General features: G+C 73.6%; 13 protein-coding genes. 7 read left to right on the forward strand and 6 right to left on the reverse strand.

Features of this window, described 5'->3' with window-relative positions; all coding sequences use genetic code 11:
• The first annotated feature begins 14 nt into the window (after window positions 1-14).
• A complete protein-coding gene (locus B7C62_30370; GenBank protein ID ARF76097.1) occupies window positions 15-1,157 on the forward strand; it encodes an XshC-Cox1-family protein in 1,143 nt (380 codons plus the stop codon).
• Window positions 1,158-1,203: 46 nt separating this feature from the next.
• On the opposite strand, the gene B7C62_30375 is transcribed toward B7C62_30370, so the two are convergent.
• Window positions 1,204-2,079 (reverse strand): hypothetical protein, encoded by an 876-nt coding sequence (locus B7C62_30375; GenBank protein ARF76098.1) that lies wholly within the window; start codon window positions 2,077-2,079, stop codon window positions 1,204-1,206.
• A 74-nt stretch (window positions 2,080-2,153) separates the two neighbouring features.
• Between B7C62_30375 and B7C62_30380 the strand changes: the two genes are divergently transcribed.
• Window positions 2,154-2,822, forward strand: a complete 669-nt coding sequence (locus tag B7C62_30380) for a hypothetical protein (GenBank protein ID ARF76099.1) — start codon at window positions 2,154-2,156, stop codon at window positions 2,820-2,822.
• A gap of 63 nt (window positions 2,823-2,885) precedes the next feature.
• On the opposite strand, the gene B7C62_30385 is transcribed toward B7C62_30380, so the two are convergent.
• The 4 genes from B7C62_30385 to B7C62_30400 form a co-directional block, all read right to left on the reverse strand.
• Window positions 2,886-4,439: an N-acetylmuramoyl-L-alanine amidase gene (locus B7C62_30385; protein ID ARF76100.1), complete on the reverse strand. Its 1,554-nt coding sequence runs from the start codon at window positions 4,437-4,439 to the stop codon at window positions 2,886-2,888.
• A gap of 283 nt (window positions 4,440-4,722) precedes the next feature.
• The gene (locus tag B7C62_30390) at window positions 4,723-5,454 is read right to left on the reverse strand and encodes a nitroreductase (GenBank protein ARF77440.1); all 732 of its coding nucleotides are present in this window, start codon (window positions 5,452-5,454) and stop codon (window positions 4,723-4,725) included.
• A gap of 82 nt (window positions 5,455-5,536) precedes the next feature.
• The gene (locus tag B7C62_30395) at window positions 5,537-6,217 is read right to left on the reverse strand and encodes a GPP34 family phosphoprotein (protein ID ARF76101.1); all 681 of its coding nucleotides are present in this window, start codon (window positions 6,215-6,217) and stop codon (window positions 5,537-5,539) included.
• A gap of 73 nt (window positions 6,218-6,290) precedes the next feature.
• Window positions 6,291-6,737: a nitroreductase gene (locus B7C62_30400; protein ID ARF76102.1), complete on the reverse strand. Its 447-nt coding sequence runs from the start codon at window positions 6,735-6,737 to the stop codon at window positions 6,291-6,293.
• Window positions 6,738-6,998: 261 nt separating this feature from the next.
• On the opposite strand from B7C62_30400, the gene B7C62_30405 reads away from it, so the two are divergent.
• Genes B7C62_30405 through B7C62_30415 form a run of 3 tightly spaced genes read left to right on the forward strand, consistent with a single transcriptional unit; the run spans window position 6,999 to window position 9,433 of the window.
• Window positions 6,999-7,232 (forward strand): acyl carrier protein, encoded by a 234-nt coding sequence (locus tag B7C62_30405; GenBank protein ID ARF76103.1) that lies wholly within the window; start codon window positions 6,999-7,001, stop codon window positions 7,230-7,232.
• Window positions 7,229-8,503, forward strand: coding sequence for a 3-oxoacyl-ACP synthase (locus B7C62_30410; GenBank protein ID ARF76104.1), 1,275 nt, complete (start codon window positions 7,229-7,231; stop codon window positions 8,501-8,503). Before B7C62_30405 ends, B7C62_30410 begins: the two co-directional genes overlap by 4 nt.
• 24 nt (window positions 8,504-8,527) lie before the next feature.
• Window positions 8,528-9,433 carry an alpha/beta hydrolase gene (locus B7C62_30415; GenBank protein ID ARF76105.1) on the forward strand — a complete coding sequence of 302 codons (906 nt, stop codon included), beginning with the start codon at window positions 8,528-8,530 and terminating at the stop codon, window positions 9,431-9,433.
• A gap of 111 nt (window positions 9,434-9,544) precedes the next feature.
• Here B7C62_30415 and B7C62_30420 read toward each other — a convergent pair whose 3' ends face one another.
• Window positions 9,545-11,953 carry an endonuclease gene (locus B7C62_30420; GenBank protein ARF76106.1) on the reverse strand — a complete coding sequence of 803 codons (2,409 nt, stop codon included), beginning with the start codon at window positions 11,951-11,953 and terminating at the stop codon, window positions 9,545-9,547.
• Between the two features lie 513 nt (window positions 11,954-12,466).
• On the opposite strand from B7C62_30420, the gene B7C62_30425 reads away from it, so the two are divergent.
• Together B7C62_30425 and B7C62_30430 are read left to right on the forward strand one after the other, a co-directional pair.
• Window positions 12,467-13,771 carry a sugar kinase gene (locus B7C62_30425; GenBank protein ID ARF76107.1) on the forward strand — a complete coding sequence of 435 codons (1,305 nt, stop codon included), beginning with the start codon at window positions 12,467-12,469 and terminating at the stop codon, window positions 13,769-13,771.
• A 378-nt stretch (window positions 13,772-14,149) separates the two neighbouring features.
• On the forward strand, window positions 14,150-14,653 hold the full coding sequence (locus B7C62_30430; protein ID ARF76108.1) for a flavin reductase: 504 nt from the start codon (window positions 14,150-14,152) through the stop codon (window positions 14,651-14,653).
• Window positions 14,654-14,656 lie beyond the last annotated feature (3 nt).

A 14,656-nucleotide genomic window follows, 5' to 3' on the forward strand; every position in this document is an offset into this window, starting at 1 on the left:
GGAGACACGCCACCATGCTGGACATCGCCGAAGAGCTGAACCGGTGGGTCTCGCAGGGACGCGAGTTCGCCGTCGCCACCGTGGTGGCGGTCGGCGGCAGCGCGCCCCGGCAGCCGGGCGCCGCACTCGCCGTCGACGCCGACGGCACCGCGATCGGCTCGGTCTCCGGCGGCTGTGTGGAGGGGGCGGTCTACGAACTGTGCCAGCAGGCCCTTGAGGACGGGAAGTCCGTCCGCGAGCGCTTCGGCTACAGCGACGAGGACGCCTTCGCGGTCGGCCTGACCTGCGGAGGCGTCATCGACATCCTGGTCACACCGGTACGGGCGGACGACCCCGCCCGCCCGGTGTTCGCCGCGGCGCTCGCGGCCGCCGCCGAGGGGACGGCGGCCGCCCTGGCCCGGGTCACGGAGGGCCCCGACGAACTGCTCGGACTCCCGCTCCTGGTCAGGGCCGACGGGAGTTACGAGGGCGGGCTCGGCGGCCACCCGGCACTGGACCGGACCGCCGCGGCCGAGACCCGGGCCCTGCTGGACGCGGGCCGCACCGGACCGCTCGCCATCGGCGAGCAGGGCTCCCGCTGCGGCCGGCCGATCCAGCTCCTGGTCGAGTCCAGCGTCCCGCCGCCCCGCATGATCGTCTTCGGCGCCATCGACTTTGCCGCCGCACTCGTGCGGGCCGGGAAGTTCCTCGGCTACCGGGTCACCGTCTGCGACGCCCGCCCGGTCTTCGCCACCGCCGCCCGCTTCCCCGAGGCCGACGAGATCGTCGTCGAATGGCCCCACCGCTACCTGGAGGGGACCGAGACCGACGCCCGTACGGTGCTCTGCGTCCTCACCCACGACGCCAAGTTCGACGTCCCCCTGCTGGAGGCCGCCCTGCGCCTCCCCGTCGCCTACGTCGGCGCGATGGGCTCGCGCCGCACCCACCTCCAGCGCAACGACCGGCTGCGCGAGGTCGGCCTCACCGACCGCGAACTGGCCCGGCTGCACTCGCCGATCGGCCTCGACCTCGGCGCCCGTACGCCGGAGGAGACGGCCCTGTCCATCGCCGCCGAGATCGTCGCCGTGCGGCGCGGCGGCAGCGGCACACCGCTCACCGGGGCCCACACCCCCATCCACCACGACAGCAGCGGACAGCCGCTCGTATCGGTGGCCTGAGACACCCGGGCCGGGCCTCCTGCCGGGCGGGCCCGGCCCTCCCGCGTCAGCCCCCGGCGGGAACGGCGCCCGGCGCACGCCCGAACCGGGCCAGCAGATGCCACACCTTCTTGAGGTCCTGCTCCGCATGGCGCCCGGCGCGCACCGCGTCACCGATGATCCGGGCGTCCAGGAACCCGTCGACCGCGAGCGCCGCCCCGAGCTCGACGTACGCGGCACCCCGGAAGCCGGGACGGCGGCGCAGCTCCTCTACCCCGAGCCGGAACCCCCCGTGCCACTCCACCGGACACGGCAGCCCACGGGCCGCGGCCTCCACCGCCGTCCCCCGGTACACCGGGTCGAGCACCAGCGCCTCCACATCCCTCCCCAGCCGGACGGGAGCGTGGAGCTGCGCCTCGATGTAGTCGTCCAGGGCGTCACGGCGGTCCGCCGCCGCCAGCTCGACGAGCCCCGACATCCTGGCCGCCACCCCGAAGTGAACCGGCTCCGCGGCGCTGTCCGGGTAGCAGAACGTGGCCGAGCCGAGGACGTCCGCCGTCAGCCGGAAGTGCGCCGACCCGAACCGGGGCGCCGCACCGAAGGGGGAGCGCCGGACGTCCAGCGCCCCGTAGACGGGCCGCTCGCCGGGGTCCGCCCGGTCGTACGCGCCGCCGAACATCCGGCTCTCCCAGCGCCACCGGTCACCGCCGGGGTACGCGGTGAGCCCGCCGTTGCCGGTGCCGGTCACGAACTGGGAGACGTACAGCCCGTCCTCGCCCAGCCGTTCGAGGACCGGCCGCCCCGCCACCGTACGGTCGGGGTGGAAGTTCAGCGTCACCCGCGGCCCGGCGTCCAGCGGGGCGCCCGAGGACAGGGCGGCGACATGCTCCAGCGCGCGTCTGCGGGGCGGGGTGCGGGGAATGAGCGGGAGACCGGCGTCCATCACGGCAGTCTGCCCGGACCGCACCCGGGGGTGCACGTGAATACCGGGAGCGCCGGGTGCGGTTGGATGAGCGTATGAGCGTTCACGACGTTGCCCGCCGACTGCCGGGCATATCCCCCCTCAACGACCTCTGCCGCTCCCTGGCGATGCTGGACGCGATCCTCTGCCCCGAATGGGGCGACCGCTGGCACAGCTTCGACGCGCACTGGTCGCCCACCGAGACGATGGCCTCGATGCGGGACGGGTCGGGCGGCGAGTACTCCGTGGTCTTCTCCGCCGCCGGGGCGTACGCCCGCGGCTTCGACCACGAGTCGCCCATGAGCCCGTACGTGGACGACGCCCCCTGGCCCGGCGTCCTCGACGAGGTCCCGGCCGTCTTCCGCGCGTACGTGGACGAGCCCGCGTTCACCGACGAGTCCGGCGTGCCGGTGGTCACCGCCTGCCTCTGGCGCGAGAGCACCGACGACCGCTGGCGGGCGGGGAACATCGAGTTCCCGGAGGACGGCGAGGACTCCGACGGCGCGGACTGGCTCTTCCAGCTCCTCGTCACGGGCACCCCGGAGTCCTACCAGGAGTGGGCGGAGGAGTACTTCGAGGTCCCGGTCGACCTCGAAGCCGTACGCCATGTCTACGCGCTGCGCCCCCTGACGGACGAGGTCGTCGCCGCGCTGAACCCGGAGCGGGTGGCCGCGGAGCTGGCCGGGGACATCGAGGAGATCGGGTACCCGGCCGGTTCGGAGTGATCCCGGTGCCGGTGCGCGGGGGCTGTCCCCGGCCGCACCGGCACCCGGTCCTGTCCTCCCCGCTCAGCGCCCCGCCTGGAGCGCACCCCAGGTGGCCGGGCCCACCTTGCCGTCGACGCTCAGGCCCCGGCTGCTCTGGTAGCTGCGTACCGCCGTCTCCGTGGTCGGGCCGAAGCTGCCGTCGGCGCCCACGGTGCTGCCGAGCGCCGCCGTCAGGGCGCGCTGGAGGCGCTTCACCGCGTCGCCGGAGCTGCCGCGCGCGAGAGCGGGCGTCGTACCGGCGGAGAGCAGGGCCGTCCAGGTCTTCGGGCCGACCGCGCCGTCGGCGGTGAGGGAGCGGGCCCGCTGGAACGCCTGCGTGGCGCTCTTGGTGGACGGGCCGAAGATGCCGTCGGCGGTGCCCGCCGCGTACCCCTGGGCGTTCAGCAGCAGCTGGACCGCCTTCACCTGCGGGCCCGAGGAACCCGACTGCTGGAGGGCGTACGAGGGGAAGGTCAGGCTGTCGCCCGGGGTGCCGGGGCCGCCCCCGACCAGCTGCATGTAGTAGTTCCAGTCCCAGTGCACCCCGGGGTCGGTGTGGTCGTTGCCGGGGACCTCGCTGTGCCCGACGATGTGCGTCCGGTTCTTCGGGATGCCGTAGCGCGCGCTGAGGTGGGCGGTCAGCGCGGCGGAGGAGCGGTACATCGCATCGGTGAACCACGCGGGGTTGTTGACGTACCCCTCGTGCTCCAGGCCGATGGACGAGGAGTTGGCGCTGCGGGCGTGCCACGCCGTGTTGGAGTCGCGCACCGTCTGGGTGATCTCGCCGTCCGATGACCGGATCACGTAGTGGGCGCTGACCTGGGCCGCCGGGTTCTGGAACCAGCTGATGGCACCGGCGTACGAGCCCTGCGTGACGTGGACGACCACCTTGTTGATGGCGGCGGTCCGGCCGGTGGCGTAGTTCTGCGAGGAGGCGGGGACCCAGCGCGCGGAGGGGTAGTCGGGGCTCTGCGCGAAGACCCCGGCGGCGGGCACCTCGTCCTTGTCCGGGGCGACCGGGCGGGAGGGGACCCGTACTCTCTCGCCGCCGGGCGCCGTCGCGTTCAGCCCCTCGGCGAGGAACGTGAACACGGTGTCGGCGTAGAGCGCGGCGGCCGGGCCCTCGGCCTCGCTGTACCGGGCGACCGCGGGGTACCAGGCGTTCACGTCCCGCCGCTCCGCGCGGTCCAGGCCGAGCCGGTCGGCGTGGTCGCGCAGGACGGCGGCGCCGCCGAGGATGTTGGCCTCGGTGTTCCGGCGCAGCCGGTCGGCCGGCTCGCCGGTCAGCGCGGCGGCCTTCTCCAGGGAGCGGTTCTCGGGGTTGCTCGCCAGGTGCATCACACCGTAGCCGTTCGCCTGGCTGGGCAGCCCCGCGTGGCCGTCGAACCGGCTCTCGCCGTAGCCGACGGCGGCCAGCAGATCGCGCGGTACGCCGTACTCCCGCGCGGCCCGGTCGAAGGCGCGGTTCAGCGGGTCGGCGGCGGGCGGGGCCGGGGCGGCGGTCGCCGGCTGGCCGGTGGCGACGAGGGCCGTGACCGTGAGCGCCGCCAGGACGGAGGCGCGGGACCGGGCGCGGGCGACGGGGCTTGGGGGCATGGGTGCTCCTGCTCTGTGGGGAGATCCGGGGCGAGAAGAGAGAAGCCCTCGGTCCGGGGTGGGGGGCCGAGGGGCTGCGAGCGCACCCAGGCTAGCGAGGTGAGAGGGGCATGACAATGAACGCCGGATGGCGGCGTGTCGGCCAACTCGCTTGCCGTGTAAGTCAGTTGACGGGCAATTAGGGCCTGTCGGGTGACGGGGTGTATCACCCGACAGGGTGGGTGATGGGCCGATCGGCCCCGCCTCCGTCGTCGGTGGCCGGGGGCGAGGGCCCCGGTTTTCGCTACCAGCGGTTCCGGTGGATGACGTCCGCCACCGGGCGGCGCCGCACCGGCCCGAAGTTGCCCAGCGGCCACCCCACCGGAATGGCGGCGAAGGTCGCCATGTCCTCCGGGATGCCGAGCTCCTGCTTCCACTCCTGCTCCAGGAACAGGTGCCAGATGGTGATGTTCGCCGCGAGCCCGAGGGCCCGTGCGGCGAGCAGCAGGTTCTGGACGCCCGGGTAGACGCAGGAGCCCTCCGCCAGCGCCTGGAACCGCACCTGGGAGGTCATCATCCGCTCGGTCGCGGCCGGGCCGAGCGCCTGCGCGGAGGCGATCAGCCCCTCCTCGTCCAGGCGCGGCGCCGGGAAGCGGTAGCACGGCACGATCAGCGCCGGGGTGTCGGCGAAGTGGTCGCGCTGGTACTCGATCGCGGCGACCATCCGGCCGTACGCCGCCTCGTCCATGCCCTTCGGCGCGTACTTCCCGGTCGTCGCCAGGTAGGAGTCCACGCACCGCTTCCACAGCGGGGCGAGCCGCGCCATCACCTCGCGGTCGGTCACCACGACGTACTCGTAACACTGCATGTTGCCGCCGCTGGGACCCCAGACGGCGGCCTGTATGAGCTGGTCGATCGTCTCGTCCGGCACGGCGTCCGGCTTGAGGCGGCGCATGGCGCGCATGGTGGACATGGTGTCGAAGAGAGCGGGGCCGCCGAGGGCGGACGGGTCGGCCTGAACCGTTTCGATGGTCATGATCACGGAGTTTACGGACCGGACCACCGCTCCATAAGGGGTGCTGACGGCCCGTCCGTCATATGCCGCGGGCGCGTTTCTCTCAGGGGCCGCGCCAGAGGTTGGCGAAGGCCGAGTTCTCGATGGCCCGCCTCTGGCGTACGGCCTCCAGCTCCATCACCGCGTCATGGACGGCGGCCACCACGGTGGTCACCGCGTCGTCGAGCCCGGTTTCGGGCCCGGTTTCGGGCCCGGTTTCGGTCCCGGTTTCGAGGCCGGTCTCTTCGCCGGAAGGACCGTTGCCGTCGTTGCCGTCGCTGTCACCGCTGTTGCCCAGGCCCACCGCCGAGGCCAGGGCGGTCAGCACGGCCTCCCCCTCCTCCCAGCGGTCGGCCGCCCGGCGGCGGGCGGGCGTATCGGCCGGTGCCACCTGCTCCGGGCCGAGGGAGAGCCGGCCGCTCCGCCTGCGTACCAGCTCACCGTCCCGCTCCAGCGCGGTCCGGTACCCGGCGGAGAGGTCCCGGCCCCGGCGCCACAGCCAGTCCTCGATCCGCTCGTGGGGCGGCTGCCGGACGAGCAGCGCCGCGGCCTCGCCGAGAAGCCGGTCCCCGGCGGCCGGCGGACCGCCCGGCACGATGCGGTCGCCGTCCACGGTGACGGCCCCCGCGCCGATGAGGTCGATCAGCTCGGCACCCGCGAGCGCGAGCGACAGATCGCCCTGCCCCACGGCCTGCTCTGGCGGCTGATCCACGGAGATGATGAACAGGTCTCTCGCCGTGCTCATGAACGGCTCCTCTCGCTGCACTCACTGCGCTTGATACACAGACACATCGACAAAGCTGCTTTTCCCTGGCCGCTCAGCGCCGGGTCAGCCGGACCACTGGGATATCGCGCTCGGTGCCCGCCTGGTACTGCGCGTAGCGCGGGAACAGCTCCACCAGGCGCGGCCAGACCCGGGCCTTCTCCTCGGCCGGGAGCGTCGCCGCCACGGCCGGGAAGCGCTCGGTCTCCACCCGGAGCTCGACCTCGGGGTTGGCCCGCAGGTTCAGATACCAGAGCGGCGGCCGGTCCGATCCGCCGTTGGAGGCCACGATCAGGTAGTCCTCGCCGTCCCGCCCGTACATCAGCACCGTGCGCCGTACGGCCCCGCTGCGCCGCCCCACGTAGTCCATCAGCAGACAGGGGACCCCGAGCTGGGTCGTCCCCTTCGTGCCGCCCGACGACTCGTACAGCTCCGCCTGCCGGGCCACCCAGTCGGTGGGGCTGACCTCGACCTCCGCCGCGCCGTCCGCTTCCGCCGCCATGTGCCTCTCCCTTTCCTCGTACGGGCCGTTCCTTCTCCTCGTACGGTCCGTACGTCCATCCTGCACCCCCGTCCGGCCGTACCGGGGGATTCGTACACCTGGACAGGGTCCCCACCGCACGGGGGAACGCGGCCCGGGAACCCCTCCGTGAAGGCGTATAAAGGGTCCTTCCGGAGCAGCCGGCGTCCCCCGATGGCCCCATCCCACCTCACCCCTCAACGCGCGGCCGGCGTCACCGCGTCACTGAGCCCAGGAGCGCCAATGACCACCTCGGAAGAGATCAGCGCCCTGCTGGTAGCGAAGTTCGGAACCGACCCCGAGGCACTCCGCCCCGACGTTCCGCTGCACCGGCTGCGGCTGGACTCCCTCGCCCTGGAGGAGCTGCGGCTGCTCATCGAGGACCGGCTGGACGTCGACCTGGAGGACATCGCGCTCACCTCGCGCGACACCCTCGGCCGGCTGATCGAGGTCGTCCATGTGAAGGCCACCGCATGAGCGCCCCCACGGCCCCCGCGACCGGGACCTACCGCCGTACGCCGCTCGCCCCGTACGCCGCCGCCGTCACCGGGGTCGGCCTGGTCACCTCGGCCGGTACGGGCGTACGGGCCGCCTGGCACGGGGTCACCGAAGGGCTCGCCCCCTCCGTCGGCCCCCGGCCCGAACTCGAGGGCCTGCCCTGCGACTTCTTCTACTCCGTCACCGACTGCGACCCGCGCGAGGTGCTCGGGGTGGCCGCCCAGCGGCTGATGGACCGTTTCGCCCAGCTCGCCGTCATCGCCGCCCGCGAGGCCGTCGCGGACGCCGGGCTCGACCCGTCGGTCTGGGACAGCGGCCGGGTCGGCATCGTCATCGGCTCGGCCCACGGCGGGCTTCCCTTCTACGACGAGCAGCACGCCGTCCTCGCCGGGCGCGGCGCCCGCCGGGTCTCCCCGAAGCTCGCCCCCCTCAGCGTCGTCAACGGGGCGGCCAGCAGCGTCAGTCTGGACCTCGGCGTGCGGGGCCCCAGCCAGTCCGTCTCGACCGCCTGCTCCTCCGGTACGGTCGCCATCGGCACCGCCCACCAGATGCTCCGCTCCGGAGCCTGCGACATCGTCATCGCGGGCGGCGCCGAATCCACCTGCACCCGGCTCCTGCTGGCCAGCGCGTGCAGCCTCAAGGCCGTCTCCACCCGCCGCGAGGACCCCACGGCCGCCTGCCGCCCCTTCGACACCCACCGCGACGGCTTCGTCGTGGGCGAGGGCGCGGGCCTCCTCGTCCTGGAGCACCCGGACCACGCCCGCGCCCGGGGCGCCACCGTCCGCGCCCACGTCAGCGGTTACGGAGCCTCCAGCGACGCCCACTCCGCCGTCGCCCCCGACCCCGACGGCCTCGGCATCGAACGCGCCCTGCGCACCGCGCTCGCCGACGCGGGCATCTCCCCGGCCGACGTCGGACACGTCAACGCGCACGGCACCTCGACGCTCTCCAACGACCTCATCGAGGCGACCATGCTCCGCCGCGTCCTCGGCGAGAGCCCCCTCGTCACCTCCACCAAGGCGATGACCGGGCACACCCTCGGCGCGGCGGGCGGCATCGAGGCCGCGCTGACCGTGCTCGCCCTCCAGCACCAACTGGTCCCGCCCACCGTCAATCTGGACGCGCCCGACCCGGAGATCCCGATGGAGATCGTCGCCAAGGAGGCCCGGGCCTCCTCCTTCGACTGCGCGGTCAAGACCTCGCTCGGCTTCGGCGGCCACAACGCGGCGCTCGTCCTCACTAGGGCCTGAACGTAAGGGAGTTGGGGAGCAGTTATGCCCGAGGAGATCATCCGGACGCTCTCGGTGGACGGAGTGCGCTACAGCTACCGCGTCCTGCGTCACGACCGCGGCGCGGGGGCCGCCCCCGCCACCGAACCGGCGCTCGTCCTCGGCGGCGCGCTCCAGGGCATGTACGGCTGGCCGCAGATGGACGACCACCTGGGCCCGGCCGCCGACGTGGTCACCGCCGACCTGCCCGGTATGGGCTCCGCCGACCCGCTGCCGCCCGGCCCCAGCGCGGACATCCTGCGCCGGGCGGTCCTCGGGATCGCCGACGACCTGGGCGCCCCCCGGATGAACCTCTTCGGCTTCTCGTACGGCACCGCCATCGCCTTCGGCTTCGCGCGGCGGCACCCCGAGCGGGTGGCCCGGCTCGCCCTCGGCGGCGTACCGGTGCACATCGGCGCGGCGCAGGTGGAGAGGTGGGAGCGGGGCCGGGCGCTCCTGGCGGCCGGGGACCAGGAGGGGTTCGCCGCGCTGGCCGCCGACGCGCTGATGTGCCTGGACCCCGAACGCCCGGTGTACCGGCGAGAGTTGGCCCGGCGCTATGTGCGCCGCTCGTTCCTGCACGCGCTCGCCCGCTCGCCGCACGCGGCGGACTCGCTCCACCGGGCGCTGGCGGACCGGCCGGACTTCTCCGGCGGGCTGAGCGGTGTACCGGCGCTGGTCTTCGCCGGGGAGCACGACACGGTGACCTCACCGGAGCGGCAGCGGGAGTTCGCGGCGACCATCGAGGGCAGCCGGTTCCTGACGCTGCCGGAGTCCGACCACTGGGTGGTCCTCGAACGGGCCGTCGAAGTCGCGGAGTTGGTGGCGCGGTTCTTCACCGAGGGGCCGCCCGCGAGTGCCCCCGTCAGCCTGCCCCGCCAGGCGGGTGCCCCGGTGGGCCGGACCCGGTAGTCCGACCCACCGGGTCCGAGCCCGCCGGGTCTGAGCCCGCCGGGTCTGAGCCCGCTGGGGCTGAGCCCGCCGGTCCGAGCCCACCAGGCCCGGGCCCGCCGGGCTCCGGTCTCAGAACCAGAGGCCGTCGACCTTCACCCGTACCACCTGCGGGTCGTGGTCGCTCGCCTGGTCGGCGAACTCCGCGTTGATGTGCACCACGTCGTAGTCGAAGCGCCGGATGCCCGGGCTCGTCAGAATGTGGTCCAGGGTCTGCGAGTTGCCGTCGAAGACATAGCTGTACCGCTCCGACGCGGGCAGCGTCGTGATCAGCGGCTTGAGCACCTTGCCCTTGGTCAGCGCCGTGAACGTCGGGGAGAACTCGAAGTCGTTGAAGTCCCCGAGCGCCACCACCCGCGCCGACTTGTCCGCCTTCAGCAGCGCGGTGACGAAGGTGTTCACCTCGGCGGCCTGCTGAATCCGCTTCGTCTCCGAGGAGCGGTTCGGCTCCTGGAAGCGGCCGTGCAGCGGCTGGTCACCGCCCTTGGACCCGAAGTGGTTGCCGATGACGAAGACCGGCTTGCCCCGGAAGGTGAACTCGCCCACCAGCGGCTTCCGGCTGGATTCCCACGCCGGGCTCGTCGGGTTGATCCGGCCGGGGGAGGCGGAGAGCCGCACGCCCTTCCACGTCTTCACCGCCTGGACCGGGGTGGTGGCGTCGCCGCCCGGCCGGTCGGTGAAGGAGACCCGCTGGGCGTTGTAGAGGAAGACATTGCGGATGTTGCCGCCGGGCTCGCCGCCGTCCTTGTTGTTCTCGGGGGCGATGTAGCGCCAGGCGTAGCGCGGGCCGCCCTTCGCGACGATCGCGTCCGTGAACCGCTTCAGCGTCTCCTCGGAGCCCACCGTGCCGTCGTTGACCGGCCCGTTGTCGTCCTGGATCTCCTCCAGCGAGACGATGTCGGGGGAGGAGAGGTTCTTCGCGATGCCCTCGGCCAGCGTGTCGAACTTGGCCTGGTCGTCGCGCGCGTCCAGGTTCTCCACGTTGTAGGTGGCGACCGCCAGCTCGTTCTTCTTCTGCTTGCGCGTCACCTCGCGCCGCAGCTTCTTGTCGACGTGCGTGCCCAGTTCGGTGGCCTGGAGGTTGTAGCCGCCGTAACTCGCGTAGTCCAGAACGCCGGTGGTGCGGCCCTTCAGCACGTCACCCACGTTCGCCGTCGGCACCGGCCGCGCCGGGTCCAGCGACATCACCTTGAGGCGGCCGGTGTTCTGGTCCTGGTACGAGGCGTAGTGCGTGCCGCCGCGTCGGGTCGGGTTCTCCTTCGGCTTGACCGTCACCCAGACCTCGTCGTACGCCGTCGTCGCCCCGGTCACCCGGGTGTCGGCGATCCGGACCCGGACGCCCTCCAGGGACTCGTACAGGTCCAGGGCGTACCGCTTCGGCTCCAGGGGCAGCGCGTCGATCGAACCGCCGCCCGCCGAGGGCACGTAACGGCCGGGCACCGAACGGGCGTCGAGGACGACCGGGGCGGGCAGCGCGTTGCCGGAGGAGAGGACGGTGGTGCGGGGGCCGGTGATCTGGGTGATCGACTGGGTGGCGGTGCCCGGGTAGTACTCGGCCACCTTCCCGCTCACCAGGACGGCGTCGCCCACCCGCACGGCGGGTGCGGTGGAGCCGGTGTAGACGAAGAGGCCCTCGCTGGTGCGCGGGTCGCCGTCGGGCGCGGTCTCCTGAATCCAGAAACCGCGCGAACCCGTGGCCCGTACGCCGGTGACGACGCCCGGCACGCCGGTGACCGCCGTGCCGTCGAGCGGGGAGACCCGGGTGGTGCCCTGGATGTCGTGGATGCGGACCGGGCCGGGCTCGGTGGGGCCGGGCTCCTCCGGCTCCTGGCCGCCGCCGGACGTCTCACCGGCCGCGTTGACGGGGGTCGGGGCACCGGCGGAGAGGTCGGCCGCGTTGTCGTCGGTGTCGGCGAGCGAGGCGGCCCGCGCGACGGACGCCGTGGCCGAGGCGCCGGTGGCGGGTCCGCTGCCCTCCCGGACGACGGCGGAACCGTAGCCGACCAGGTCCACGATGCGGGGCTCGGCCGCGCAGTCCGCCGCAGTCTTGCACGTGAGCGGGGCGGTGCCGGAGACCAGGGCCACGGTGCCGCTTCCGGCGGCCATGGCGATGGTGCCGGTGGCGTCGGGCGTGGGCAGGGCGACGGTGCCGCCGGTGCCCGCCGCCTGGGCGACGAGGTAGCGGCCGCCGGGGGCGATCGTCCCGGTGAGCGCGGAGACCTGCCACTGCGAACCGGCCGACGGAGCGCCCGGCAGGTACTGGACGGTGAGGCCGCCGACCTCGAAGGGTACGGAACCGGCGTTGGCCAGCTCGACGAAGTCCCGGGTCAGCGTGGCGCCGGAGTTGCCCCCGCCGCCGTACACCTCGGAGATCACGGCGGTGGCGGACGGGGCCGCCTGGGCGGCGGGCAGGGCGGTCACCGCGAGCGCGACGGCGACGGCGCCGGTCAGCAGGACGGAACCGGATCTGGATATCTGCACGAGGAGGTGCCCCCAACTTGGTAGTGAGACACAGAAAACTATGCGCGTAGAACGGGGCATGACAAGGCATCACCGGTTAATTCCCGGCATCGTCCGGGTGGAGAACAGGTCACCGCGTCCGCCGGGGGTCGCCGCCGGAGCCCGCCATACGCCCGTCACATGCGGCAATGTCCGGGCAACGTGCCCCCGTGAGACGGCCGTCCACCATCCGGTCGGACGTTTGACCGGGTTGGGCCGTTCCGGCTACGTTGCGCGCCATGCAGCGATCCGCACACCTGACGACGCGAGGTCATGTCGACCTGAAGCGCGTGTGCTCCGCGGCGTGTCACCGGGCCTGACCGCACCACCGAGTCCCCGAGCGACCGCGGCCGGAGCCCGTCCGGCGCGCGCACGCCGGGCGACCGTCCCACGGGAGAAGCCGCAGCCCCCGGCCGCACCGGCCGGGCTGGGGCCCGGGGCCCCGATCACGGGCCTTCCCGCACGGCCCGCTGCCACCGAGGACCTGGAAGACACGTGAAACGTCTGACCGCGCCCGCCCGCCGCCCCGCCCCGCTGCGCCGCTCCGACATCCCCGCCGCCGGACCCGCCCGCCGGGCCTCCGGCACCGGCTCCGTGCTGAGCGCGATCCTCGACCACGGGCCGGTCGCCCGCTCCACCGTCGCCCGCCTCACCGGGCTCTCCCCGGCCGCGGTCACCGGCCATGTCGGCAGCCTGCTGGCCCGGGGGCTGGTCCGGGAGAGCGCCGAGACCGCCGGGCCCAAGGGGCTCGGCCGCCCCCACATCCCCGTCGAGATCGACACCGGCCGCTATCTGGTCGCCGGGGCCCACGTCGCCGTCGCGCACTCCACCGTCTCCCTCATGGACCTGCGCGGCCGGATCGTCGCCGAGGACCGCCGGCCGCACGCGATCGGTGCGACGGGCCCGTACGCCACCGTCCCCGGCCGCTCCCCGCGCGGGCTCTCCTCCGGCCCCGCCCTGCTGCGGGACCTCGCCGAGCGGCTGCCCCGGCTCACCGAGGCGCACGGGGCGGGCCGGACCGTCCTCGCCCTCGGCTTCGCCACCGGACACCGGGTGGACCCCGCCGCCGGAGTGGTCGTCGACCACCCGCACCTGGGGTGGCGGGACGTCCCGGTGCGCGACATCCTCGAAGCCGCCACCGGGCTGCCCGTCCATGTGGACAGCCACTCACGGGCGTTGGCCCGCGCCGAGCAGCTGTTCGGCGAGGCGTCGACCCGGGCCAGCACCGTCCTGCTCTTCGTCGGCGCGGTGGTGGACGCCGCGTTCGCCAGCTCCGGGGCCATGCACCTGGGTCCCCGCTCCGGCGCGGGCAGCGTGGCCCATCTGCCCCTGGGCTCCGGCGGATCGGGCGGCGCCGAACCGTGCTCCTGCGGGCGGACCGGGTGCCTCCAGTCGGAGGTCTCCGAGCGGGCCATGGTGCGCCGGGCCGCCGAACAGGGCCTGGTTGTCGGCTCGTTCACCGAGCTCCTGGACCGGGCACTGGCCGGTGACGCGCGGGCTCTCGCGCTGTTCCGGCGCAGGGCCCGGCTGGTGGGCCGGGGCGCGGCGCTGCTGCTGGACATGTTCGACCCCGAGGTCCTCGTGGTGGTCGAGCCGGGGTCCGGGCGGATTCCGGAGTGCCTGGCCGATCTGCGGGCGGAGGTGGCCGAGCGGTCCTGGGTCTGCGAGGACCCCGAACGGGCCGTGGTGCCGAGCAGCTTCACCGGATCGGTGCTGGCCACGGCGGGCGGCGCGGTCGCGCTCGGCGCGCTCTACACCGACCCGCTGGGGCCGTGGCCCGCGCTGCCCGCCGTGTCCTGACCGGGCGGATCGGCCTCCGTACGGCCGGCGCGGAATCCGACTTAATTCAGAAAGTTGCATTGTTGACCGGCCCGTCGGCCGGCCGGGAAGATGGATACATGACCAGCCGCCGACGTATTCAGCAGAGCATGCCCCGCACGGCATGCCGCTGCCGCTGTCGTACGGCTGCACCGGTGAGCAATTCCTCCCGGCCTTTCCGTTGTCGCCCCTGTCCGGGTCCCCGATAACACTCCGCGTCCCCGAAACACCCCGCTGACGCACGGGCGTTCCGCGCGGTCCGCCGCGGAACCGGTCGCGTGACTTTTCCCGTACGTTCTCGCCCGCCGCGCCGTCTCCTTACCGCCGCGCGTCCTTTTCCGCCTTTCCCCTCCAGGAGAGATGTTGACCATCACCGTTTCCCCGTATGCCGCCGGGTACGCCCCGGACCGTTTCAAGCAGGTGTTCCGCCGCTATCCGGCGGGCGTGGTCGTCGTCACCGCCGACTCCGGCCGCGGGCCCGTCGGCTTCACCGCCACCTCGCTCACCTCGCTCTCCCTCGACCCGCCGCTGGTCTCCTACGGCATCGGCACCACCACCTCCTCCTGGCCCCATGTGGAGCGGGCCGCCTCCACCGTCGTCAACTTCCTCGGCGCCGACCAGGAGTCCGTCGCCCGCACCTTCGCCACCAGCGGCATCGACCGGTTCGCCGCCCCCACCGCCTGGCGGCGGCTGGCCGGGGGCGAGCCGGTGCTCGACGGGTCGGCCGGCTGGCTGCGGCTGGAGACCGAGCGGATCGTGCCCGCCGGGGACCACCGGATCGTCATCGCCCGGGTCACCGACTCCTGGCTCGACGAGGGCCGCAGCCCGCTGCTCTTCCACAACGGCACCTACCACTCCCTCTGAGCA

This window comes from Kitasatospora albolonga, assembly GCA_002082585.1.
GTDB classification, from domain to species: Bacteria; Actinomycetota; Actinomycetes; order Streptomycetales; family Streptomycetaceae; genus Streptomyces; species Streptomyces stephensoniae.